Raw genomic sequence first — 24,093 nt, 5'->3', positions numbered from 1 at the left:
GACCGGCTGCTCGGCCGCCCTGGACGCCGAACGCCACCTCGCCGACATGGGCAACTGAGACCCCGCTCGGCCACGTCGTCGCGGCCCCAGGCACGAGGGCCCGGCCGAGACGACAAGACACCACTCACGTTCCGTAAACCGAGGAGAACCATGTCCAACGTCAAGACCACCACCGACGCCTCCTTCAAGGAGGACGTCCTCTCCAACGACAAGCCCGTCCTCGTCGACTTCTGGGCCGACTGGTGCGGACCGTGCAAGCAGATGGCCCCGGTTCTGGACAAGCTGGCGGACGAGTACGGCGACAAGATCGATGTCGTCAAGATCAACACCGACGAGAACCCCGAGACCCCCCGCTCCTACAACGTCATGTCGCTGCCGACGATGAACGTCTACAAGGGCGGTGAGGTCGTCAAGCAGCTCATCGGCGCCAAGCCGAAGCGCTCCCTGGAGAAGGAGCTCGCCGAGTTCCTGTGACCGAACCGGATCCACGGTCATGAAGAGGGCCCGGAGCCTCACCTGCGCTCCGGGCCCTCTTCATGCGCGGTGTTTCACGTGAAACACCTCAGGGCGACGGTCAGGAGACACGGCCGCCCATCTGCTCGATGATGCGCTCGAGGTCCTCCATCGTTGCGAACTCGACGACGAGCTTCCCCTTCTTCTTACCGAAATCGACCTTCACCGTCGTGTCGAAACGGTCGGAGAGACGTGTGGCCCACTCCTCCGCCTGCGGTGGTGGGATCGGTCGTCCGGCGCTGCGGCGTGCGCGCTCACGGTCGTCGACCCCGTGCCCCTTCTTCTGGAGCGTGATGGTCTCCTCCAGAGAACGCACCGACATGCCCTCGCTGTTGACCCGTTCGGCCAAGCGGTCCTGCAGGTCCGGGTCCTCCACCGCGAGCAGCGCCCGTGCGTGGCCGGCGCTCAGGACACGGGCGCTCACCCGCGTCTGCACCTTCGGCGGCAGGTTCAGTAGCCGGAGGGTGTTGGTGATGTGCGACCGCGACCGGCCCAACCGTTGGGCGAGCTCTCCGTGCGTGGCCCCGAAGTCGTCCAGGAGCTGCTGGTAGGCAGCCGCCTCCTCCAGCGGGTCGAGTTCCTGGCGCTGGAGGTTCTCCAGAAGCGCGTCCCGGAGCAGCTCGTCGTCGCCCGTGCTCCGGACGATCGCGGGGATGCGCTGGAGGCCGGCCTCCTTGCTGGCCCGCCACCGGCGCTCCCCCATGATGAGCTCGTAGCGCTCCGGTCCTCCGTCCGCAGCGAGCTTGCGCACCACCACCGGCTGGAGGAGCCCGACCTCGACGATCGAGTCACGCAGTTCCTCGAGAGCCTCGTCATCGAAGTTGCTCCTCGGCTGCCGCGGGTTCGGGGTGATCGCCCCGAGCTCGACCTCCTCCAGGTACGTGCCGTCGGACAACCCCACCGGGGCCTCCCGGGTCACGTCCACCACCTCGGGGGCCTCCGCCACAGGCGCCGGGTCCGGAACACTCTCCTCCGACGGCGCGGGGGCCGCCGGCCCCTGCGGGATGAGCGCCCCCAGACCCTTGCCCAGTCCGCGCCGCTGCTGACTCACCGGCAACTCCCTCCAGATTCTTTCGTGCGAGCGTCGAGCGCCCCCGGGACCTGCCCAGGGACGCGGGGAACGATCCGTTCGGTCAACGACCGGTGGTGGTCGGCAAGCGGTGTGCGATCTCCCGCGCGGAGTCCCCGTAGGCCGAGGCACCCGTCGAGGACGGGTCGTAGGTCATCACGGACTGGCCGTAGCTCGGCGCCTCGGAGACACGCACGCTGCGTGGCACCACCGTGTTGAGGACGACCTCGCCGAAGTGGGAACGGACCTCGTCGGCGACCTGCTGCGACAGCCGAGTACGGCCGTCGTACATCGTCAACACGATCGTGCTGATGTCCAGGCCCGGGTTCAGGTGGGACTGCACCAGTTCCACGTTCCGCAGGAGCTGGCCCAAACCCTCCAGCGCGTAGTACTCGCACTGAATAGGGATCATGATCTCGTCGCAGGCCACCATCGCATTGACGGTGAGCAGCCCGAGCGAGGGCGGGCAGTCCACGAGGATGTAGTCGAGTTCGGAAGTGTCGTAGGCGGCGAAGGCACGTTTGAGTCGGGCCTCCCGCGCCACCAGGGAGACGAGCTCGATCTCGGCGCCTGCCAGATCGATCGTGGCCGGAGCGCACCACAGATTGGGGATGTCGGGCACCGGCTGCGCGAGTTTACTCATCTCCTCGTCCTCCACCAGGCAGTGGTAGATGGACCGGGTCTGGTTGTCCCGCTCGACACCGAGCGCCGTGGAGGCGTTGCCCTGAGGGTCGAGGTCGACCACGAGCACCCGCTGGCCGTGCATGGCCAGTGCTGCCGCGATGTTGACCGTCGTCGTGGTCTTTCCGACGCCGCCCTTCTGGTTGGCGACACTGATCACCCGGCAACGTTCCGGGCGAGGCCATACTTCGTCGCGTCCCCGTGTGGACGTGGATGTGTGGGCGGAGCGGCCCAGGGGTGTTTCCTGAGCCACCGGTGCGGGCTGAGATGTTTCATGTGAAACACCGGCGCCGTCGAGCAGGTCACCGTAGGCGCCCACCGGCGTTTCACGTGAAACACCGGCCTGGTCGTCTGGATACTGGGGCACGAATGAGTTCACCTCTTCCGTCCGCGCTTCTTCTTGCCGCCTCGCGACTTCTGGGATCCTCGGGGCGGGCCACCGTCTGATGTCACCGTGACGCGAACGACCGTGGTAGCGGGATCGACTTTACCCCGACCGACCCGGATCACATCGCTGACACTTGGCCGCAATTTTGAAACGTCTTGTTCTGCGGCTGCCAGTTCGGTCTCGGCCTGCTCCCCCTTGAGCGCCAGAAGGCTCCCGTTCTTGCGCAGGAGAGGCAACGACCACCCTGCCAGTCGGGCCAACGGGGCGACAGCACGTGCCGTCACGAAGTCGGCGGACAGCTCTGCACGCATCTCCTCCGCGCGACCACGTCGCACATGAACATTCGAGAGGCCCAGGAGCTCCACCGCTTCCTCGAGGAAGACCGTCCGGCGCAGGAGCGGTTCGAGGAGGATCACCTCGAGATCGGGCCGCAGCAGGCCCAGTACGATTCCGGGCAGCCCGGCCCCCGAACCCACGTCGATCACGTCGGCGCCCTCGGGGAGGATCTCCTCCACGACGGCACAGTTGATGATGTGGCGCCCCCACAGACGTGGGACCTCACGGGGTCCGATCAGCCCTCGGCGGACCCCGTCGTCCGCGAGCAGGTCCGCGTAACGGCGGACCTTGGGCAGGGAATCACCGAAGACCGCTTCCGCTTCCGGCGGAGGGGGGTCGGCTGCGGGCGGGACGTCAGGACCCGAAGTCATCGGACACCACCTGTCGGTACTCGTCCATCGTCACTTCCATGCTTGCTTGGCCACCCATGGACGCGGACGTTCCAAGGGGCCGGACGGGTTTCGTGTGGCGGAGGAGCCGATTCCGGGCCTCCCGGCCCACGGGGACGGACCCCCTTAGATCCTATGCGGCACACCGCACTCTCCTCGCCGTCGATCCGGCGATGCGCGGACCAGTGTTCGCGTTTCACGTGGAACGCCGACATCCGGAAGGAGCTGTTTCACGTGAAACAGGGAACATCCCGCGAGTCGGCCTCAACCGCTGGTCGCCGTGTCGACATACCGATGAGTCCACGAGGGTAACTGCTGCCGGACCTCGATCGCCATCCGCATCCCGCCCGACACTCGACCCGTTCAATCCCATGTCGACATGGCCGCGAGTCGACTCGGTTTCACGTGAAACACGCTCCGCCGGCTCGCCCCTGAACCCACCGGAGCGTTCGACCTTCTCCCCTCGGCGGGCAAGCTGGTCGACTCCAGGAACAGACATCACAGGAGCGCGCCGCCTACCGCACTGGCCCCACGAGCACGGAACAGGCCTCTCCAACCTCTCCCGTTCTCACCGGCCTGCGGAAGTGGGAACGTGGAGCACACGGACCGCCTGTCTGCATGCCTGCCACGAGTGTGTTTCACGTGAAACCGGGACCCGCGTGGGGCTGTCGCTCCCCGGTCCGTGGACAGAAAACCCGGGCTCGGGTGGCCGCGGATGGGGGAGCAGCACACCACGGACGAACACCACTCACCAGCCACCGGTCCACGAGCCCGGTTCCACCAGTCACCGAAATACGAGCCGCCCACCAGCCACCACCCCGCTGGGTTTCTCCCCGGGTCTCCAGCCGCCTGTCACCAGCCCCGCAATGATTCGGACGAGGAGTGCGCCGAAGCGGGCCGTCGGGGCCCGGCCAAGCTACAACCCCGACCCCGGTGACCCTTCCCCCGCACTCACCATCCGCACGATCTCGCGCTGTTTCACGTGAAACAGACCCTCGGAGACGACGAAGGGCGCCGGTGCTTGCACACCGACGCCCCCGGGTCTTCCACCCCGCTCGCCCCTCAGGCGGGGTCGACCACCACGTACCGGTTGGGCTCCTCGCCCTCGGACGCACTCCTGAGGCCGGCATCCGCGACGGCATCGTGGACGACCTTGCGTTCGAAGGGGGTCATGGGCTCCAGGGAGTAGGGCTTCCCGCTCTCCTTGGCCTTGTTCACCGCGTCCGCGCCGACCTGGTAGAGCACCTTGCGACGCTCCTCCCGGAAACCTCCGATGTCGAGCATCAGACGGCTGCGCTCCCCCGTCGCCCGGTGAACGGCGAGGCGGGTGAGTTCTTGGAGTGATTCCAGGACTTCGCCGTTGTCACCGATGAGCTCGTCGAGGGTCGCACCCACCACGGAGACGAGAGCCCGATCGCCCTCGACGTCCATGTCGATGTCCCCGTCGAAGTCCGCGATGTCGAGGAGGCCCTCGATGTAGTCGGCGGCGATGTCGCCCTCGTTCTCCAGGGCCTCGACGTCGATACCGGAATCAGGCGCCTCTGCCACCGCTACTCCACCGCTCTCTTCCTCGCTACGTCCCACAGCGAACCCGCTTCCTCGTCCATGTCGTGACCTTCAGGGGCATTGTCACCCGCGTACCAGGCTGGGTGCGCGGCCGACACGAAGCACGGGGCCGTTCTCCGGCCCGGCTGACGGAGTCTCCCTCAGGAACCGCCGCCCGTGCGCTTGGAACGCGGCTGCTTCTTCGGCTGCTTGCGTTCGATCTTAGGCTGTTCCTTCTGCTCGGGCTGAGGTTCGGCTGTCTTCTTGCGGCCGAGCATGCCCTTGGCGGAACCGCCGTTCTCCTTGGCCTTGCTCTCCTCACCCGGCTGCGGCTGGTTGCGGTAGAGGATGTTCTGCTGACCCATGGTCCAGAGGTTGGTCGTGACCCAGTAGACCAGCACACCGACCGGCATCATGAGACCGAAGAGCCCGAAGAGGGGCGCCATGTACATCATGATCTTCTGGGTCTGCATCATCGGGTTGTCAGGCTGCTGGGCCATGCTCCGCTGGATGCTCTGCCGCATGGTGAGGAAGGTCGTCGCACCCATGGCCACACAGGCGATGACGATGATGACCTTGGCCATGATGGGGTCGGAGGACCCGAGCGCGAGCAGTTCCTCCTCGGAGGAGTTGAACTGGGCCGCGATGGGGGCCGCGAAGATCTGGGCCTCACGGGCCTGCTCGACCAACTGCTCGTCGAACCCGAACCGGGCGTTGCCCTCTGCGACGTTGCGCAGCACGTTGAAGAGGGAGAAGAAGATCGGCATCTGCAGGAGGAGCGGGAGACACCCCATGATGGGGTTGGTGCCGCTCTCCTGGTAGAGCTTCATGGACTCGCGCTGCAAGCGTTCCTTGTCGTGCTTGTAGCGTTCCTGAAGCTTCTTGATCTTCGGTTGGACCTCCTGCATCTTGCGCTGCGTGTTCATCTGCTTGACGAACAGCGGCACCATGAGCAGGCGCATGACGACGGTGAGCAGCACGATGGACAGGCCCCACGCCCACCCGCTCTCGGGGTCCAGGCCCACGGCGGTCAGACCCGCATGGATCCACACCAATACGTGGCCGACGATGTTGTAAAGCCAGTCCAGCACCGGCCAACTCCTAGATGATTCGTTCGGCTAGCGGTCTCCGGGACGGATCCCGGAATCACCGGTTCCGTCCGTCGGGCCCTCGGGAGAGGACCCCTGTTCGCGCTCGGTCCCGCCGTCAGCAGCGGGCCGGTCGGTAGGCGCACCCCGGGGAGGCGGAACAGGATCCACTCCTCCGGGATGGAAGGGATGGCAGCGGACGATCCGTCCGACCGTGAGCCACAGTCCACGCAGGGCACCGTGCACACGCAGAGCTTCCATGGCGTAAGCACTGCACGAGGGATAGAAGCGACAGACCGGGGGGAAGAGCGGACTGATGAAGCGTTGGTAGCCACGGATCGGCAGCATCAGCACCCGCGCGAACGCGGTCGGTCTGTGCTCGGTCATCGGCTGGTCCACCGTTCTCCGGCCGCTTGGGGGCGGCGGTTCCCTTCTGCTCCACCGTTCTCCGGGTCCGCCGGGGGACGTGTTCTGTCACGGCCACGGCGGCGCCGCGAAGCGCTCTTGGGGCGTTTCGCGGCGGCGATCGCGCTGTCCAGTTGCACAGCCAGCTCCTCGTTCCGCGCAGTCGAGGACGAGGGTTTGGCACGTACCACCAGAAGGCTACCGTCTGGCAGATCACCCAACCGAGACCGCATGAGATGGCGCAGTCGGCGCTGGACCCGCTTACGGACGACCGCTCCCCCGACCGCCTTGCTCACGATGAAGCCGACGCGGGGCGGTGCGGGGCCGTCTCCGGGGACGGGTGTGGAGGCCGGGGGCGAGAGGTAGATCACTCCCAGGGTGTCACGGGAGGAGCGTCGTCCGGATCGCATGACGGTGCCGAACTCGGAGCTGTGACGCATCCGGTTCCTCGGCGACAGCATGGCTTCCTCCGGGATCGCTGCGACTTCCCATGACAAAAGGGACCGGCCGGCGAGTGGCCGGACCGGTCCCCGAGAACGTGGGTCTCGCGCGTGACCTAGTGGCTCACGCTCAGAGCCTTGCGCCCCTTGCTGCGGCGCGAGGCGATGACGGCGCGACCGGCGCGCGTACGCATGCGCAGCCGGAAGCCGTGGACCTTAGCGCGACGCCGGTTGTTCGGCTGAAACGTACGCTTGCTCACTTAAGGCTCCAGGGGCGTGTCAGGAAATACATACGACAGACCCCCAGGATATGCGGGGTCGTGCACTGCTTATGTCCCGTGGCCACGCCACCGGTGTCGGGCACACGGGCGCAGGCAGATCATCGGTATAAGCATAAAGAAGATACGGCCTGTCCCTCCCGTGGTCAAATCGGCCCTGCTCACCTGCGCTCCCCATGTTCCTCCTCCGCCCGGCTCCTCTTCCGCGGACCTGCGCTCCGGGTTCTCCCGGAGGGGAGCCGGCTGCCCGGAGGGGCGGGAGCTGCACGGCCCGGGCGCACCTGTGGACATCGGTCCGTCCACAGCGCGTGGCACTTCCACACCCCCGGACTCCTGTGGATAACCTCAGCCTGTGGATAACTTTCCCCTCGTCGCGGCTCAGCCTGTGCACAGCCACCTTCAGCACGTCCTACACATGCCCTGACCTGCTTATTGTGGAAAACTCTGCGCTGTGCACACCCATCTGAGAGCCTGTGGACAAACCTGTGTACAACTTGTGGAGAACTGCTTTCGGCTGTGGATACCAGCAAGTAACCCTCATCCGCGCGAACGTCTGCCGGTGAAGTTGTCCACAGGCACGGATCCCCCTCGAGCACGCCCGAACCGTCCCGTCGACCCCCTCTGTGAGAGGACAATGGAGAGTCGCTCTCACACCGGGGCAGCGCACACGAGCGCACGAACGCCCGAACAGATCCGCACCGAAAGGGACAGCACCCATGGCAGGTCACCTTGGCTGACGCACAGGTCAACCTCGCAATGGTCTGGTCCAGCGTGCTGGACGGGCTCGACAACGATGCCCTGCCCGCACACCAGCGCGCCTGGCTGCCGCAGACCCGTCCGCTCGGCCTGATCGAGGACACGGCGCTCATCGCCGCACCCAACGAGTTCACCAAGAAGGTGCTCGAGACCCGGCTCTACCCGGCCATCAGCAAGGCGTTGTCCGGGCAGTTGGGCAGAGACATCCGTGTGGCGGTGACGGTGGACCCCACTGCGGTCCCGACCCCGCCACCGACCCCGCAGTCCCCTCAGCCCGTGCAACCGCCTCAGGCCTCCCCGGCCCCAGCGCCACCGCAGTATCCCCAGGATCCGGCACACGCTCCACAGGCCCACGGCCCGCACACCGTCCACGGGCCGCAGAACGCACCGGCCTCCGAGTCGGCGCACCAGCCTTCCGAGGACCAGTACCATCCGCCCCACGACTACCCGGACCAGTACGGCGGGGGGAGGCACGGCCGCCCCGCCCCGCACCAGCCCGACCTGTTGCACTCCGAGCCCCAGGGGCAGGACCCGCACGGTGCACACGCCGCCCCGGGAGCAGAGCCGTACACCCACCCCCAGGACACACAGGCAGAGCCGTACCGCTACTCCCAGGACGAACTGCCCGGCTCTCCCGCACACGGGGGAGAACACGCCCGGCGCACGCACGGGCCGGCGCCGGAACCCGCGCCCCGCCCGCCCGAGCCCGGTGGGTGGGCTCCCCCGTCCGAGGAGCAGTTCGCCTCCCCCGAGTGGGATGCTCCCAACCGCTGGGAGACCCCGGCGGCACCGCTCGAGGACGCCCCGGTCCCCACCGGGGGCGGGGACCGGCAAGTGGCCGGGCCCCGCGAGTCACCCGATGCACCCCCCGGCCGTTCCCAGGAGGCACCGCCCAGCGAGCACGCGCGCCTGAACCCGAAGTACACCTTCGACACGTTCGTCATCGGGTCCAGCAACCGGTTCGCGCACGCAGCATCGGTCGCCGCGGCCGAGGCTCCCGCCAAGGCCTACAACCCGCTGTTCATCCACGGCGGGTCGGGCCTGGGCAAGACCCATCTCCTGCACGCCATCGGGCACTACACGCACCGCCTGTACGAGGGTTCGCGTGTGCGGTACGTCAGCTCCGAGGAGTTCACCAACGAGTTCATCAACTCGATCCGGGACGGTAAGGCGGACGGGTTCCGCCGCCGGTACCGGGACATCGACGTGCTCCTGGTGGACGACATCCAGTTCCTCGAGAACAAGGAGCAGACGCAGGAGGAGTTCTTCCACACGTTCAACACCCTCCACAACTCCGACAAGCAGATCGTCATCTCCAGCGACCGGCCGCCCAAGCAGCTGACGACGTTGGAGGACCGCATGCGCAGCCGGTTCGAGTGGGGCCTGCTCACGGACGTGCAGCCGCCCGAACTGGAGACCCGGATCGCGATCCTGCGCAAGAAGGCGGCACAGGAGGGCCTGGCCGCGCCCCCGGAGGTCCTGGAGTTCATCGCGAGCAAGATCTCCACGAACATCCGCGAGTTGGAGGGGGCGCTGATCCGTGTCACCGCCTTCGCCAGCCTCAACCGGCAGTCGGTGGATCTGGAACTGACCGGGCAGGTACTGCGCGACCTCGTCCCCAGTGACGAGGTCCCCGAGATCACGACCGGCACGATCATGTCCCAGACAGCTGCCTACTTCGGCCTGACGGTGGACGACCTGTGCGGGACCTCGCGCTCGCGGGTACTCGTGACCGCCCGCCAGATCGCCATGTACCTGTGCCGGGAGCTCACCGAGCTCTCCCTCCCCAAGATCGGGCAGCAGTTCGGTGGCCGCGACCACACGACGGTGATGCACGCCGATCGGAAGGTGCGCGCCCTCATGGCCGAGCGGCGCTCCATCTACAACCAGGTGCACGAGCTCACCAGCCGGATCAAGGACCAGCCCCCGATGCACTGACCGGCTTCCGCACCGGAGAGGTACCGAGAGACCGCGGGGAGGACCGACCTCCGGTCGGTCCTCCCCGCGGTGTTTGCGGGGTCGACATGTCCTCGGGCCGATGTGTCTCCGTGTCGACGTGTCACCGTGCGGACGTGTCACCGTGTGGACGGAGCGATCCGTCCACAGGTCCACAGGTTTCCGGCGGACAGGACGGCCGGGAAGGGCCTTCCACAGCCCTCTGCGCAAGTTGTCCACAGGCTTGTGTGTGTATCCACACCCCGATGACCGCTGTGCGAAGTACCGCCTCCGACCTCCCTCTTCCCGACCGCAAAGCCTCGAATGCCCTGTTCTCCGGGGCCTCCGGGGGGCTTCTGTGCACAGTGCCGGCGCGCACCGGGCAACCGTGTCAATGAACGATGTTCAAGTTTTCCCGCGCACCTGTGGATAACGCTGTGCACAGCATCTTTGTCCAGGTTCGCGAGGTACGTCGGTGGGCTCGAAAAAAAATTTTCAGCGATCTGGGACGAGTTATCCACAGGCAAGGGCCAAAATCTGTGGACAACGCTGTGGAAAAGCTGTGGACAAGTGCCCTGAGCCTGTGGGTAACCGGGGGGTCTGCTGTGGATAGCTCAGCCTGTCATCGGATGATCGGACCTTGGGCTGATGTGGACAACCAGGGGAAAAACTGTGGATGGGCCTGTGGATACCGTGTGGACAACCTGTGGGCGCTTCCCTCCGTCCACAGTGACCTCGAGTTTTACACAGGTTCACCCACAGGCCCTGTGGACAAAAATTTGGCCTCTGACCTGCAAAGACAATGGTTATCCACACTGTCCACAGCCCCTACTACTACTGCGCACCTTGAGTAACCCAGATGTGGCGTCAAAACAGCTTCGCTCCAAATCTGTGGACAACTCGGCGAGACGGGGGTGTCAGCGGCGAGGTGTGGTGTGGTGAGCGGCAGCGGGTGAATCCGGGTAACGTGTGGTCTCGCCCCTGTCCCGTTCCCGCCACTGGCGTGGAGACCTCGACGGGGACCGGGTGACTCCTCCTGTGGCCGGTCCACACGCTGTGGACACCCATCGGCGACGGGCAGGACCCGGCCACCCCCACAGACACCCACGAGCTGCCAACGTGAAGGCTTCGGCCGACGATCCCGTCGGTCGTGCGGAAAGTGAGTCGGACAAGTGAAGTTCCGGGTCGAACGCGACGTACTGGCCGACGCAGTCGCCTGGACCGCGCGCACTCTCCCGACGCGCCCCTCGGTCCCGGTGCTGGTCGGTATTCTGCTCGAGACCGACGACAACGAGGGCCACCAGCGGGTGCGCCTGTCCGGTTTCGATTACGAGGTCTCCACCCAGTCGGTGATCGACGTCGACGTCGAGGAACCCGGACGTGTCCTGGTTCCGGGCAAACTCCTGGCCGAGATCACCCGGAACCTTCCTCCACAGACGGTGGAGATCTCCACCGACGGAGCCAAGGCCCTGGTCACCTGCGGCAGCGCCAAGTTCACCATCAACACGATGTCCGTCGACGAGTACCCCACGCTCCCGGAGATGCCGAGTCTGAGCGGGACCGTCGGCAGCGACGCCTTCGCCGCCGCCGTCAGCCAGGTCGCCATCGCGGCCGGCCGCGACGACACCTTGCCGATGCTCACCGGTGTACGGGTCGAGCTCGAGGGCGAGACCATCACGCTGGCTTCCACCGACCGCTACCGCCTCGCAGTGCGTGAGCTCAACTGGAAACCCGAGAACCCCGAGCTGTCCGCGGTCGCGCTGGTGCCCGCCAAGACCCTGGCCGACACCGCCAAGTCCCTCACGTCCGGCGCCGAGATCTCGATCGCTCTCGCCGGTGGTGACACCGGCGACGGCATGATCGGTTTCGAGGGCGGCGGCCGACGCACCACCGCCCGCCTGCTCGACGGCGAGTTCCCCAAGTACCGGGCCCTGCTGCCGGAAAGCTTCAACTCGGTCGCCGAGGTCAACCGCGCCGAGTTCGTCGAGTCGGTCAAGCGCGTCTCCCTGGTCGCCGAGCGCAACACCGCGCTCCGTCTGGCCTTCTCCGAGGGCACTCTGACCCTCGAGGCAGGCACCGGCGAGAACGCCCAGGCGGTGGAGACCCTGGAGGCCGAGCTCGACGGCGAGGACATCCAGATCGCGTTCAACTCCGGTTTCCTGCTTGACGGCCTGGGAGCGATCGGCGGCGACACGGCACGGCTGAACTTCACCACGGCGACCAAGCCCGCGATCCTCACCGGCAAACCGGCCGAGGAGAGCGCCGCCCCCGAGTACCGCTACCTGATCATGCCGGTGCGCCCGCCCAACTGATCCTCGGCCGTTCGATCGACTGACCCCACCGGCCGTCTGCCGCTGCGGCCGACCGGCCCGCACGTGCCCACTGTTGGGGATCAAGAGGAGGACCCATGCGACTCGGAATGATCGGCCTGGGCAAGATGGGCGGCAACATGGCCGCCCGCCTGCGCGAGAAGGGCCACGAGGTCGTCGGTTACGACGTCACCTCCGACCAGCGCGACGTCGACAGTCTGGCGGACCTGGTCGCCCGTCTGGAAGCCCCGCGTGTGGTGTGGGTGATGGTCCCGGCCGGTGACCCCACCGCCCGGACCGTTGCCGAACTCGGTGAGCTGCTCGGTGAGGGGGACCTCGTCGTCGAGGGCGGCAACACCCACTACGTCGACGACCGTACCCGTGCCGAGACCCTCGCCGCCAAGGGCATCGGCTACCTCGACGTCGGTGTCAGCGGCGGCGTCTGGGGCCGACAGAACGGTTACGGGATCATGGTCGGCGGCGACGCCGGCCAGGTCGAGCAGGCCCGTCCCCTCTTCGAGTCCCTCACCCCGGACGAGGGCGGCGGTTTCGTGCACTCCGGGGCAGTCGGTGCGGGACATTTCGTCAAGATGGTCCACAACGGCATCGAGTACGGGATGATGCAGTCCTTCGCAGAGGGCTTCGAGCTCATGGCCGCCTCCGGGATCGTCGACGACGTCCCCGGCACCTTCGAGAGCTGGCGCGAGGGGACCGTCGTACGTTCCTGGCTGCTGGACCTGCTCTCGCGGGCGCTGGAGGAGGACCCCGAACTGGCGGAGCTGCGCGGTTACGCCCAGGACTCCGGCGAGGGCCGCTGGACCGTCCAGGCAGCGGTCGACCACGCGGTGCCGGCCCCGGCCATCACCGCTGCGCTCTTCGCCCGCTTCGCCTCCCGACAGGACGACAGTCCGGCGATGAAGGTCGTGTCGGCCCTGCGCAACCAGTTCGGCGGCCACGCCGTCACCAGATCCGACGAGGACAACCCCTCCGCCTGACCTTCCCGGTCGGGGCGGCGTCGGTGCGCCCCGACCGCGTTCTCCTGCCGCCCGCGCCCCCGACGCCGTCCACAGGAGGAAGGCCGGATGTACGTTTCCCACCTGCAACTGGCCGACTTCCGGTCCTACGGTGAGGCACTCCTGGAGCTCTCCCCCGGGATCACCGTCCTGGTCGGAGCCAACGGCCAGGGCAAGACCAATCTCGTCGAGGCGCTCGGTTACGTCGCGACCCTGAGCAGCCACCGGGTCTCCTCGGACACCCCGCTGGTACGCCACGGCGCGCCCCGCGCCATCATCCGCACCAAGATCGTGCGGGACGAGCGGTCGATGGTGGTGGACCTGGAGCTCAACCCGGGCAAGGCCAACCGGGCTCGGATCAACCAGTCCCCGGCCGGGCGTCCCCGCGAGGTGCTCGGTGCTCTGCGCACCGTCCTGTTCGCCCCGGAGGACCTCGCCCTGGTCAAGGGCGACCCCGGGGAGCGGCGCCGTTTCCTCGACGACCTGTTGGTGTCGCGGGCGCCACGTATGGCAGGGGTGCGTTCGGACTACGAACGGGTGCTCAAGCAACGCAACGCCCTGCTCAAGTCGGCCTCGGGGCGCATGTTCGCGAGCAAGGGGGCGACGCCCGACCTGAGCACCCTGGAAGTGTGGGACTCCCACCTGGCCGAGGCCGGATCCGAGCTTCTCGCGGCCCGGTTGTCCCTGGTGGCAGATCTGCGCCCCTTGGTGGAGGAGGCCTATGCCGGCCTGACCGACTCCGGTGGCCCGGCCCGGTTGGCCTACCGATCCTCCATCGACCCGGACGGTCCCGAGCCCGCGCCCGACCGCGAGACCCTGGCCGTGGAGCTGCGCTCGGCGATGGCCCGAGCGCGCGACCGCGAGTTGCAGCGCGGGGTCAGTCTGGTGGGCCCCCACCGGGACGAGCTGGTGCTGAGCCTGGGCGATCTGCCGACGAAGGGTTACGCGAGCCAGGGTGAGTCCTGGTCGTTCGCGCTGTCGCTGAAGTTGTCGGCCTTCGGCCTGCTGCGTGCCGACAGCGACGACCCCGTACTGATCCTCGACGACGTGTTCGCCGAGCTGGATGCCGAGCGGCGCCGAAGACTGGCCGAGCGGGTACGCGACGCCGAACAGGTGTTGGTGACCGCTGCGGTCGAGGACGACATCCCCCGGGAACTGGACGGAGCACGTTTCGTGGTCCGGGACGGGGGTGTCGATCATGGATGAGTTTCCTCCACACCCTGTGGACGGGCCCGGCGGCCCGGGTGTCGGCGCGGGGCAGAGTCGTCCACACCCTGTGGATGCCTCCTCCTCCGCTGCCGAGCGGGGTCAGGCCACCGGTGCGGACCTGGCCCGCCAGGCTCTCGCGCGGGCGCGCGCGCAGGCCCGCGAGCGCGGGGGTGATACGCGGGCGCCGCATCGGGCCCGCCGCCGTGGCCGATTGCGGTCACGGGCCGAGCCCCAGATGTTCGGTGACGCGGTCCGCACCTGGCTGATCGAGCACGGGTGGCAGGAGCAGGTGGCCATCGGAGGGGTCTTCGGCCGCTGGGCGGACATCGTTGGCGAGTTCAACGCCAGCCGCCTCAAACCGGAGAGTTTTTCGGAGGGCGAACTGGTCGTGGTGGCCGATTCGCCGACCATGGCGGCCCAAGCGCGCACGATGGTGCGACCGTTGATGAGGAAACTGAACGAGGAGTTGGGGGACGGCACGGTCCTGGCCATCAAGGTTCGAGGCCCCGGTTCCCGTCGGCGCTGACCGGTCAGCGCTCTTGTGCTCTCACCTGAGATATTGGAATCTTCGCAGGTCAGTTGGTGTTTTAAGTATTTCGTGCGGTGTGGATGGCGCCGGTGGAGGGCCTGGTAGCGCAAGGCCTTGCAGTGAAGTGAGTCACATGACCCCGTAAGGGCGCTGAAGGGGGCACCGGCTTTCGGGGGGCCCGCTCCGTGTGAGGGGGCTCGGCTCCCTCACTGAAAATTCGTTGTGAGGCGGCACAGGGCCGCCAATGCCACTTTGTCGCACCACGCGAGGTATCATGGAGGCGGTTCTTCAGACGCCCCCAAGCCGGTACCACGCCCCAATCAGAGGGTGGGCGGACGGCCCGTACGGCGAAGGCTGATCCCCAGGCACCGAGTCGCATCGGTCCCTGCGGGCAGTCGTGCCGTACGCCGACCCGCCGGCCGTTCGGAACCGGTGGACGGGTGTCCCCAGCAGGAGGGTGTTCCCACTTGGCCTACGACGCTCGATCAATCACTGTCCTCGAGGGGCTTGAGGCAGTACGCAAGCGCCCCGGGATGTACATCGGTTCCACCGGAGAGCGGGGCCTGCACCACTTGGTCTCGGAGGTGGTGGACAACTCCGTCGACGAAGCGATGGCGGGGTACGCCAACGCCATCGAGGTGACTCTGCTCGCCGACGGCGGAGTACGCGTCGCCGACAACGGCCGAGGCATTCCCACCGATCTCCACCCGGTCGAGAAACGCCCCGCCATCGAACTCGTGCTCACCACGTTGCACGCGGGCGGCAAGTTCGACGACAAGTCCTACGCCGTCTCCGGCGGTCTGCACGGTGTCGGTGTCTCCGTCGTCAACGCGCTCTCCACAGCACTGGACGTGGAGATCCGCCGTGACGGGTACGTGTGGCGCCAGCGCTACGACATGACCCGGCCGGGCGAGCTCGTCCGCGGTGAGGAGGTCTCCGAGACCGGGACCCAGATCACCTTCTGGGCCGATCCCGGCATCTTCGAGACCACCACGTTCTCCTACGAGACGCTCTCCCGCCGGATGCAGGAGATGGCCTTCCTCAACAAGGGGCTGTCCATCACCATCCGCGACGAGCGGCCGGATTTCATCGACGACGGTCCCGTGGTGAACACGTACCACTACGTGAACGGCTTGTCGGACTACGTCAACCACATCAACGCCAAGAAGGATCCGGCCCACGCGTCGATCATCTCCTTCGAGGAGGAGGGCGAGGGCATCGCGGCCGAGATCGCGATGCAGTGGAACCAGTCCTACACCTCGTCGGTGCACACCTTCGCCAACACCATCAACACTGCGGAGGGCGGCACCCACGAGGAGGGTTTCCGCACCGCGCTGACCGCGCTCATCAACCGGTACGCCCGTGACCAGAAGTTGCTGCGTGAGAAGGAGGACAACCTCACCGGCGACGACATCCGTGAGGGCCTGACCGCGATCATCTCGGTCAAGCTGACCGATCCCCAGTTCGAGGGCCAGACCAAGACCAAGCTGGGCAACACCGAGGCCAAGTCCTTCGTCCAGAAGGTCACCAACGAGCACCTGCGCGACTGGCTCGAGCGCAACCCCGGTGAGGCCAAGGACATCGTCTCCAAGGCCAGCCAGGCCGCTCGCGCCCGTGTGGCCGCCCGCCAGGCGCGCGACCTCACCCGTCGCAAGACCCTCCTCGAGTCCACCTCCCTGCCGGGCAAGTTGTCGGACTGCCAGTCCACCAACCCGGAGGAGTGCGAGGTCTACATCGTCGAGGGCGACTCGGCCGGCGGTTCCGCCAAGGGCGGCCGCGACCCGCACCACCAGGCGATCCTGCCCATCCGCGGCAAGATCCTCAACGTCGAGAAGTCGCGCATCGACCGGATCCTCAAGAACGCTGAGGTCCAGGCGATCATCACCGCCCTGGGTACCGGTATCCACGAGGACTTCGACGCGAGCAAGCTGCGGTACCACAAGATCGTCCTCATGGCCGACGCCGACGTCGACGGCCAGCACATCCGCACCCTTTTGCTCACCCTGCTGTTCCGTTTCATGAAGCCCCTGGTCGAGGCGGGCAACGTCTATCTCGCCATGCCGCCGCTCTACAAGGTCAAGTGGGACCAGCGCGGGAACGATTCCGACTACGCCTTCTCGGACGCAGAGCGCGACCGGGTCATCGAAGCCGGCATCGCCCAGGGCAAGAGGGACCCGCGCCCCCGCGACCTGGTCCAGCGGTTCAAGGGTCTCGGCGAGATGAACGCCAACGAGCTGTGGGACACGACGATGGACCCGGCAAACCGGGTTCTGGCCCAGGTCAGCCTGGACGACGCCGCCCAGGCCGACGAGATGTTCAGCGTGCTCATGGGTGAGGACGTGGAGTCCCGGCGCTCCTTCATCCAGCGCAACGCCAAGGATGTCCGCTTCCTGGACATCTGACCCGGCCCACCCCGCTCCACGACTCCTCGAAGAAGGGATCGACATCCGTGGCGGATGCGAACAACCCGGACGCCCCCACGGGCGAACACGACCGGATCGAACCTGTCGACATCCAGGTCGAGATGCAGCGAAGCTACCTCGACTACGCGATGTCGGTCATCGTCGGCCGTGCTCTGCCCGATGTGCGTGACGGCCTCAAGCCGGTCCACCAACGTGTGCTCTACGCCATGTACGACGGCGGCTACCGCCCCGATCGCGGGTACTTCAAGTGCGCCCGCGTCGTCGGCGACGTCATGGGCAATTACCACCCGCACGGTGACAGCGCGATCTACGACACCCTGGTCCGCCTGGCCCAGTGGTGGTCGATGCGCATGATGCTGGTGGACCCCAACGGCAACTTCGGTTCGCCCGGCAACGACCCCGCAGCCGCGATGCGGTACACCGAGGCCAAGCTCCAGCCGTTGGCCATGGAGATGCTCCGGGACATCGACAAGGAGACCGTCGACTTCCGGCCCAACTACGACGGCCGCTCCCAGGAACCGGTCGTCCTGCCGTCCCGCTTCCCGAACCTGCTGGTCAACGGCTCCTCGGGCATCGCGGTGGGCATGGCCACCAACATTCCGCCGCACAACCTGCGCGAAGTCGCTGCGGGCGTCAACTGGTACCTCGACAACCCCGAGGCGGAGGACGACGAGCTCCTGGAGGCCCTCCTCGCGCGTATCAAGGGGCCCGACTTCCCCACCCGCGGCCTCATCGTGGGCCGTCGCGGGATCGAGGAGGCCTACCGGACCGGGCGCGGCTCCATCACGATGCGGGCCGTGGTCGAGGTCGAGGAGGACAGCCGCGGGCGCCAGATCCTGGTCATCACCGAGTTGCCCTACCAGGTCAACCCGGACAACCTCGCGCTGAAGATCGCCGACCTGGTCAAGGACGGCAAGATCACCGGCATCGCCGACGTGCGCGACGAGAGCAGCGGCCGCACCGGTCGGCGTCTGGTGATCGTGCTCAAGCGCGACGCCGTCGCCAAGATCGTGCTCAACAACCTGTACAAGCACACGCAGCTGCAGGAGACCTTCGGCGCGAACATGCTCGCCCTGGTCGACGGTGTCCCGCGCACCTTGCGCCTGGACCAGATCATCCGCCACTGGGTCAAGCACCAGGTCGAGGTCGTCGTCCGGCGCACCCAGTACCTGCTGCGCAAGGCCGAGGAACGGGCCCACATCCTCCGTGCCCTCCTGCGGGCCATGGACCGCATCGAGGAGGTCATCCAGCTCATCCGCAGCAGCGCCTCCGCGGACGAGGCCCGCACCGGCCTCATGGGGCTGCTCGAGATCGACGACGTGCAGGCTCGCGCGATCCTCGACATGCAGCTGCGCAAGCTCGCCGCGCTGGAGCGCAATGCGCTCACGTCCGAGTACGACGAGCTCATGGCGCAGATCGACGACTACAACGACATCCTCGGCTCCGCAGTACGCCAGCGCTCGATCATCCGTGCCGAGTTGGGCGAGATCGTCGAGAAGTACGGCGACGAACGGCGCACGCACATCATCCCCTTCGAGGGGGACATGCGTATGGAGGACTTCATCGCGGAGGAGGACGTGGTCGTCACGATCTCCCGCGGTGGATACGCCAAGCGCACGCGTGTGGACAGCTACCGCGCACAGAAGCGCGGCGGCAAGGGTGTGCGCGGTGCTCAGCTGAAGCAGGACGACATCGTCCAGCACTTCTTCGTCACCACGACCCACCACTGGATCCTGTGCTTCACCAACCAGGGCCGGGTCTACCGGATGAAGGCCTACGAGCTGCCGGAGGCCGCCCGTGACGCCCGCGGCCAGCACGTGGCGAACCTGCTCCCGTTCCAGCCGGACGAGGAGATCGCGCAGATCATGGAACTGCGCGACTACGAGGCGGCCCCGTACCTGGTCCTGGCGACCCGCGACGGCCTGGTGAAGAAGTCCCGCCTGGGCGACTTCGACTCGGCCCGTTCCGCCGGCATCATCGCGATCAACCTGCGCGAGGACGACGAGCTCATCGCCGCACGCCTGGTCTTCCCCGAGGACGACCTGCTGATGATCTCCAGCGACGCGCAGGCGATCCGGTTCCGGGCCTCGGACGGGTCGCTGCGGCCGATGGGCCGGGCCACCAGCGGTGTGATCGGTATGCGTTTCCCTGAAGGCGGCCACCTGCTGTCCATGGACGTCATCCGGCCCGGGGACGGGGCCACCGACGTCCTGGTGACTACTGAGAACGGGTACGGCAAGCGCACACCCTCCGACCAGTACCCGCTGCAGAACCGGGGCGGCAAGGGTGTGCTGACCGCCAAGGTCGTGGAGGCCCGCGGTGAGATCGTCGGAGCGATGACGGTCGACCCCGAGGAGGACGAGCTCTTCGCGATCACCTCCAGCGGCGGGGTCATCCGCACCGGTGTGGACGAGATCAAGCAGTCGGGCCGCACCACCATGGGTGTACGTCTGATGAACCTCGACAAGGGCAACAAGATCGTCGCCGTGGCCCGCAACGCCGAGGCCGCCGACGAGGTCGAGGCGGAGGAGACCGACACGGATGGGTCCGAGGTCGGCGACACTCCGGACATCGACGCTTAGACTGCGCGATACGTCCTGATGCATTTCGGTTCCCGTGGAGCCCGACTTCTCGGGCCCACGGGGGCCACGGCGCCAACACCGTTCTCAATGAAAGTCCAGCGGTAACGTTTCTATGTCTGACAACGAGCGGAACAGCACCTCGAACGACTCCGACGCGGACGGTGTCGACACGGCCGTTGGGAAGGGTGCGGGCGAGGCCACCGCGGAGGCCGGATCGGCTGACAGTGCGAAGAGCTCGAAGACCGCCGAGACCTCCGAAGCCACCGACTCCAAGGGCACGGAGAGTTCGAATACCACGGACAGCTCCCGAGCCACCGACAATCCGAAGACCGCGAAGAGCTCGAAGGCCACCTCGGGTGCGAAGGGCACGTCGAGCGGCACCGCTTCGGTGACCGACACCGCCTCGGCCCCGGAGGAGCCCAACGCCGTGAAGGCGACGATGTCCAGCCGCAAGGCTCACCTGACGGTCTCCCGTGTGGAACCGTGGTCGGTGATGAAGTTCAGCTTCGTGGTCTCGCTGGTGTGTTTCATCGTCCTGTTCGTGGCGGTTGCGGTCATCTACGCGACGCTGTCGCTCCTCGGGGTCTTCGACGAGCTCACCTCGATGCTCACGGCGCTGCTCGAGGGTGACGGGGGTGAGGACGAGCTCGGCCTCAACCCCGCTGCTTGGTTCTCCCCCGGACGCGTCCTCGGGCTCACCGGTGTGGTCGGTGCCCTCAACATCGTGCTGCTCACCGCCCTGGCCACGGTGGGAGGCATGCTGTACAACCTGGTCGCGGACCTGGTCGGCGGCGTCGACATCACCTTGTCCGAGGCCGAGTAGCCCACTGGCGCGGTGTCCGACCCCGGTGATGGTCCGAGCACTCATGGAACGCGATAAAATGGGAGGTGAAGGGATGCGGTCCTGCTGCACCCCTTCACCTTCCGCATCCGGCCGCCTGTTCGCTCCGGTCCTCCGAATGCGGTAGAGTTCCATCCGGAACGCGGGCGTATAGCTCAGACGGTTAGAGCGCATCCCTGATAAGGATGAGGCCCCAGGTTCAAGTCCTGGTACGCCCACCCGCGAGAAAGGCTCCCGCACGGGAGCCTTTTTCATGCCCGAAGCCCCGGTCAGGGTCGACGGCCGGGCTGAGGTCGACGTGCAGCCGGTTCTTTACGGTCTTGCCCTCGGGGACGGGGACGAAGGTCAGCACCGGGGGTACCGGGCCGCGGCGGTTGTCCCCCGGGCGGGCCGATGGTGATGCTGCTGCCGTCGTCCTCGCCCTGCGCCTCGTAGTCGAGGACCGCACACCAGAAACGTGCGAGGGCGTCGGCACGGACGTCGGCGGCACGTGCATCACTACTCCGCGCAGCGGTTATCCCCTTGCCTCGTGCCGGTACTCACGGCGTCGATACGTTTCTGCAAGAGCAGGCCGGTTCCTTGCTCGTACCACCGAACATCGGCACCCTCGGGGGTGCGACAGAACCACCCTGGTTCGGCGAGGTACCCCCTTGTGTGCGGGTGCCCGCAGGAGGATCTGTTTCCGCCTCCTCGGCCCGGCGTACACAGGAGCAGAGCACGCGGTGGTTAGCCTGCCGCGGCGGAGACAGGTGCGAGGTAGCGGAGGAACAACCGATGGACTCCCTTCACATGGTGTATGCGGCCGTCGGTGCACTCAGTGTGCTCCTCGCACTGTTCAGCAGCAAGATTCAGACCATGCCCTTGAGCGAGCCGCTACTCGCCCTGCTGCTCGGTGTGGCCCTGGGCCCCTACGCACTCGACCTGCTCGTGTTCTCTCCTGAGACGCGGGAGTCCCTCCTCCTCGAAGGAACCCGGATCCTGCTGGCTGCCTCGGTCATGACGGCGGCTCTGCGGTTCCCCACGACCTCGCTCCGCGGACTCGTGCCCCAGTTCGCGCTGCTCTTGTGCGCCGTCATGCCGATCGCAGCGATCGTGACCGGCACGGCGGCGCTGATGCTCGGGCTACCGGTGGCCCTGGCGATGCTGGTGGGTGCTTGCCTGTGTCCGACGGACCCGGTGCTCGCCGCGTCGGTGGTGACCGGCGCACCGGCCCAGCGGGACCTGCCCGCGCGTCTGCGGAAGCTCATCACCGGGGAGAGCGGGGCCAATGACGGGTTGGCCCTCCCTCTGGTCGGGGTCGCGGTGGCCGTTGTCGTGCCCCTCACCGGTCCCGTCGAATCAGCAGGGCGTCTGTTGTGGGAGGTGCTGGGGGGTGTGCTCCTGGGGACGGCCCTGGGAGCGGCGGCGGGAAAGTCGATGGAGGCGGCCACGCGTCGGCGGGAACTGGAGGAGGGGCCCTCCCTCCTCTTCACTCTGCTGCTCGCCGTCACCGTGCTCGGGGTGGCGCGGTTGATCGGAGCGGGCGGGGTGTTGTCCGTCTTCGCCGCCGGGATGGCCTACAACCGCACGGTCCGCAGAGAGGAGCGCAACCCGCAGCAGAACATCGACGAGGCGGTAAACCGCTATCTGGGCCTGCCCGTGTTCGTCTTGTTGGGGGCGGTACTCCCGTGGAGCGAGTGGATCGAGTTCGGACCGGCTGCGCTCGTTTTCGTGCTCGCCGTCCTACTGCTGCGCCGTCCACTCGTGCTGCTGGCCCTCATGCGGCCGCTGGGCCTACGGCCGCGTGATGCCGCCTTCGTCGGGTGGTTCGGTCCGATGGGCATCAGTGCGCTCTTCTACGCGGCGCACTCCACCCACGAAGGGGTCCACGATCCGCGCCTGTTCGCCGCCGTCAGCCTGGCTGTCACGGCCAGCGTGATCGCGCACGGCCTCACCGCGTCGGCCTTCCGACGGGTGTACGCCCATCCCGCTCATCCCGGTTGACCGTGGCCGGGAGGGGTGGTGCGCCCCCGCAGGTGCGCCGACGTGACGGCCGGCCGGGCACCGGGGCCCGGCCGACCCGTGCGGGACGTGGGCGTGGCCGTCAAGGGGAGGCGGGTTCTTCGGTCCGCTCCGCCGGTTCGGTCCGCTCCGCCGGTTCGCTCGTACGCAACCGGGGCGGCAGCACCACCGCCATGGCCACGAGCAGCACCGTGTAGCCCACGATGAGCCCCTGGACACCGGCCAGGCCGGCGACCGTCCCCGAGAGCGCCGCACCGACCGGCATGACGCTCCAGCTCAGCCACCGGTAGGCCGCGTTCACCCGGCTGAACAGCTCGGTGGGAACGGTTCGCTGCCGGTAGGTGATGGTGACGACGTTCCAGAACATCAGCAGTACACCGAAGGCCGTGAGGCCGATGGCGACGGGAACCACGTGCGGGATCGTGAGGAGGAGGACGCTCACCGCGAAGGCGGGCAGGCACAGGCGCACGAAGAGGCGTTCGGGCACGATCTCGAAGAACCGGTGCGCGACCAGTCCCGCGATCAGACCGCCCGCCGCGATCACGGTCCACAGGATCCCGTACGCCCCCGTCGTCATGCCGAGGGGTCCCGGGTCGACGACCCAGAGCGGGAGCACGGTCATCAGCCCGATGAAGGTGAAGTTGATGGCGGCCGCGTGCGCGGCGAGCTTGAGCACGTCGGGGCGGCGCACGAAGTACACGAACCCGTCGGCGGTCTCACGCAGCGGCGAACGCTTCTCCGCAGCGCTGTCCGGGTCGGTCGGGCCCGGGGCGGTCCGGGTGGCCGTGAGCGGGATCGCGAACAGCAGCACCGCCGAGACCACGTACGTGAGGCTGAGGACCCCGAGGGCCCCCGCCACACCGAGTGCGACCACGAACCCCGCCACGGCCGGGCCGAGGAGCTGCACCGTCCCCATCTGGATGGACTGCACCCGGCCGTTGGCCCGGGTGAGGTCGGGCTGATCGACGAGTCGGGGTACGGCGGCCTGCGAGGCGATGTCGCACACCACCCCTGTGGCGCCGATGACGAACACCCCCACGGCGAACATCCAGATCGGGAGCAGGCCGGCGAGGGCGAGGAACACGACCGCCAGGATCGCCACCACCCTCAGCACCTCCGTGATCCGCATGACCCGCAACGGGGGGAAACGGTCGGAGAGCACACCCGCGGGGATCGCCACGAGCGGCCAGGGCAGCCAGGCGGCAGCGGTCACCAGGCCGATGGCCGTGGGCGACTGCGTCAACGTGAGGGCCAGCAGCGGCAGACCCACACGGGTGATGCCGTCACCCGCCCCCGCCGCCAGGACCGAACCCTGGAAGACCGAGAAGGTCCTGCCCCGGGAAACTGTGTCGTGTACGGACAC

General features: G+C 67.4%; 19 protein-coding genes, 1 tRNA gene and 1 pseudogene. 11 read left to right on the top strand and 10 right to left on the bottom strand.

Annotated elements, in window-relative coordinates; all coding sequences use genetic code 11:
* The first annotated feature begins 150 nt into the window (after positions 1–150).
* Positions 151–474, top strand: a complete 324-nt coding sequence (gene trxA / locus D456_RS0119670; protein ID WP_017577898.1) for a thioredoxin — start codon at positions 151–153, stop codon at positions 472–474.
* A 100-nt stretch (positions 475–574) separates the two neighbouring features.
* Here the strand turns inward: trxA and D456_RS0119665 are convergent, their stop codons facing one another.
* From D456_RS0119665 to rpmH, 8 genes are all read right to left on the bottom strand, one after another.
* Positions 575–1,564 carry a ParB/RepB/Spo0J family partition protein gene (locus D456_RS0119665; protein ID WP_026116036.1) on the bottom strand — a complete coding sequence of 330 codons (990 nt, stop codon included), beginning with the start codon at positions 1,562–1,564 and terminating at the stop codon, positions 575–577.
* Between the two features lie 82 nt (positions 1,565–1,646).
* The gene (locus tag D456_RS0119660; RefSeq protein WP_017577896.1) at positions 1,647–2,423 is read right to left on the bottom strand and encodes a ParA family protein; all 777 of its coding nucleotides are present in this window, start codon (positions 2,421–2,423) and stop codon (positions 1,647–1,649) included.
* A gap of 215 nt (positions 2,424–2,638) precedes the next feature.
* Positions 2,639–3,358, bottom strand: a complete 720-nt coding sequence (rsmG, locus tag D456_RS0119655; RefSeq protein ID WP_017577895.1) for a 16S rRNA (guanine(527)-N(7))-methyltransferase RsmG — start codon at positions 3,356–3,358, stop codon at positions 2,639–2,641.
* 1,080 nt (positions 3,359–4,438) lie between these two features.
* Positions 4,439–4,924, bottom strand: coding sequence for a Jag family protein (locus tag D456_RS0119650; RefSeq protein WP_017577894.1), 486 nt, complete (start codon positions 4,922–4,924; stop codon positions 4,439–4,441).
* A gap of 158 nt (positions 4,925–5,082) precedes the next feature.
* The gene (gene yidC, locus D456_RS0119645; RefSeq protein ID WP_017577893.1) at positions 5,083–6,012 is read right to left on the bottom strand and encodes a membrane protein insertase YidC; all 930 of its coding nucleotides are present in this window, start codon (positions 6,010–6,012) and stop codon (positions 5,083–5,085) included.
* 27 nt (positions 6,013–6,039) lie between these two features.
* Positions 6,040–6,396, bottom strand: a complete 357-nt coding sequence (gene yidD, locus D456_RS24565; RefSeq protein WP_051049503.1) for a membrane protein insertion efficiency factor YidD — start codon at positions 6,394–6,396, stop codon at positions 6,040–6,042.
* A complete protein-coding gene (gene rnpA / locus D456_RS0119635) occupies positions 6,393–6,875 on the bottom strand; it encodes a ribonuclease P protein component (RefSeq protein ID WP_026116035.1) in 483 nt (160 codons plus the stop codon). Before rnpA ends, yidD begins: the two co-directional genes overlap by 4 nt.
* Positions 6,876–6,970: 95 nt before the next feature.
* Positions 6,971–7,114: a 50S ribosomal protein L34 gene (rpmH, locus tag D456_RS26040; protein ID WP_083904634.1), complete on the bottom strand. Its 144-nt coding sequence runs from the start codon at positions 7,112–7,114 to the stop codon at positions 6,971–6,973.
* Between the two features lie 774 nt (positions 7,115–7,888).
* Between rpmH and dnaA the strand changes: the two genes are divergently transcribed.
* From dnaA to D456_RS0119590, 9 genes are all read left to right on the top strand, one after another.
* The gene (gene dnaA, locus D456_RS0119630; RefSeq protein ID WP_017577890.1) at positions 7,889–9,826 is read left to right on the top strand and encodes a chromosomal replication initiator protein DnaA; all 1,938 of its coding nucleotides are present in this window, start codon (positions 7,889–7,891) and stop codon (positions 9,824–9,826) included.
* Between the two features lie 1,169 nt (positions 9,827–10,995).
* Positions 10,996–12,135, top strand: a complete 1,140-nt coding sequence (gene dnaN, locus D456_RS0119625; RefSeq protein WP_017577889.1) for a DNA polymerase III subunit beta — start codon at positions 10,996–10,998, stop codon at positions 12,133–12,135.
* A 95-nt stretch (positions 12,136–12,230) separates the two neighbouring features.
* Positions 12,231–13,127, top strand: coding sequence for a phosphogluconate dehydrogenase (NAD(+)-dependent, decarboxylating) (gene gnd, locus D456_RS0119620; protein ID WP_017577888.1), 897 nt, complete (start codon positions 12,231–12,233; stop codon positions 13,125–13,127).
* A gap of 87 nt (positions 13,128–13,214) precedes the next feature.
* On the top strand, positions 13,215–14,351 hold the full coding sequence (gene recF, locus D456_RS0119615; RefSeq protein WP_017577887.1) for a DNA replication/repair protein RecF: 1,137 nt from the start codon (positions 13,215–13,217) through the stop codon (positions 14,349–14,351).
* Between the two features lie 16 nt (positions 14,352–14,367).
* Positions 14,368–14,880: a DUF721 domain-containing protein gene (locus tag D456_RS27615; protein WP_394297284.1), complete on the top strand. Its 513-nt coding sequence runs from the start codon at positions 14,368–14,370 to the stop codon at positions 14,878–14,880.
* Positions 14,881–15,350: 470 nt separating this feature from the next.
* Positions 15,351–17,285, top strand: a complete 1,935-nt coding sequence (gyrB, locus tag D456_RS0119605; protein WP_083904632.1) for a DNA topoisomerase (ATP-hydrolyzing) subunit B — start codon at positions 15,351–15,353, stop codon at positions 17,283–17,285.
* 47 nt (positions 17,286–17,332) lie between these two features.
* Positions 17,333–19,888, top strand: a complete 2,556-nt coding sequence (gene gyrA, locus D456_RS0119600; protein WP_017577884.1) for a DNA gyrase subunit A — start codon at positions 17,333–17,335, stop codon at positions 19,886–19,888.
* A gap of 112 nt (positions 19,889–20,000) precedes the next feature.
* Positions 20,001–20,711 carry a DUF3566 domain-containing protein gene (locus D456_RS0119595; RefSeq protein ID WP_017577883.1) on the top strand — a complete coding sequence of 237 codons (711 nt, stop codon included), beginning with the start codon at positions 20,001–20,003 and terminating at the stop codon, positions 20,709–20,711.
* A 162-nt stretch (positions 20,712–20,873) separates the two neighbouring features.
* Positions 20,874–20,947 (top strand) — tRNA-Ile (locus tag D456_RS0119590).
* Positions 20,948–21,009: 62 nt separating this feature from the next.
* Here the strand turns inward: D456_RS0119590 and D456_RS28070 are convergent.
* A pseudogene (locus D456_RS28070) lies at positions 21,010–21,247 on the bottom strand (VOC family protein); the annotation flags it as partial.
* A gap of 256 nt (positions 21,248–21,503) precedes the next feature.
* On the opposite strand from D456_RS28070, the gene D456_RS0119580 reads away from it, so the two are divergent.
* Positions 21,504–22,712 (top strand): cation:proton antiporter domain-containing protein, encoded by a 1,209-nt coding sequence (locus D456_RS0119580; RefSeq protein WP_017577882.1) that lies wholly within the window; start codon positions 21,504–21,506, stop codon positions 22,710–22,712.
* Positions 22,713–22,812: 100 nt separating this feature from the next.
* On the opposite strand, the gene D456_RS24560 is transcribed toward D456_RS0119580, so the two are convergent.
* Complete coding sequence (locus D456_RS24560; RefSeq protein ID WP_017577881.1) at positions 22,813–24,093, bottom strand: MFS transporter; 1,281 nt, start codon at positions 24,091–24,093, stop codon at positions 22,813–22,815.

The organism is Nocardiopsis kunsanensis DSM 44524, assembly GCF_000340965.1.
Taxonomy (GTDB): domain Bacteria; phylum Actinomycetota; class Actinomycetes; order Streptosporangiales; family Streptosporangiaceae; genus Nocardiopsis; species Nocardiopsis kunsanensis.
The sequence above is the reverse complement of the archived record's forward strand: the minus strand, read 5'-3'. Positions and strand labels throughout refer to the sequence as shown.

What these genes read in the sequence shown, in the direction of transcription:
- yidD (WP_051049503.1), bottom strand. Translation starts at nt 6,396, where the DNA reads ATGACCGAGCACAGACCGACCGCGTTCGCGCGGGTGCTGATGCTGCCG.
- trxA (WP_017577898.1), top strand. Translation starts at nt 151, where the DNA reads ATGTCCAACGTCAAGACCACCACCGACGCCTCCTTCAAGGAGGACGTC.
- D456_RS0119580 (WP_017577882.1), top strand. Translation starts at nt 21,504, where the DNA reads ATGGACTCCCTTCACATGGTGTATGCGGCCGTCGGTGCACTCAGTGTG.
- rnpA (WP_026116035.1), bottom strand. Translation starts at nt 6,875, where the DNA reads ATGCTGTCGCCGAGGAACCGGATGCGTCACAGCTCCGAGTTCGGCACC.
- rsmG (WP_017577895.1), bottom strand. Translation starts at nt 3,358, where the DNA reads ATGACTTCGGGTCCTGACGTCCCGCCCGCAGCCGACCCCCCTCCGCCG.
- dnaA (WP_017577890.1), top strand. Translation starts at nt 7,889, where the DNA reads ATGGTCTGGTCCAGCGTGCTGGACGGGCTCGACAACGATGCCCTGCCC.
- recF (WP_017577887.1), top strand. Translation starts at nt 13,215, where the DNA reads ATGTACGTTTCCCACCTGCAACTGGCCGACTTCCGGTCCTACGGTGAG.
- D456_RS0119595 (WP_017577883.1), top strand. Translation starts at nt 20,001, where the DNA reads ATGTCTGACAACGAGCGGAACAGCACCTCGAACGACTCCGACGCGGAC.
- gnd (WP_017577888.1), top strand. Translation starts at nt 12,231, where the DNA reads ATGCGACTCGGAATGATCGGCCTGGGCAAGATGGGCGGCAACATGGCC.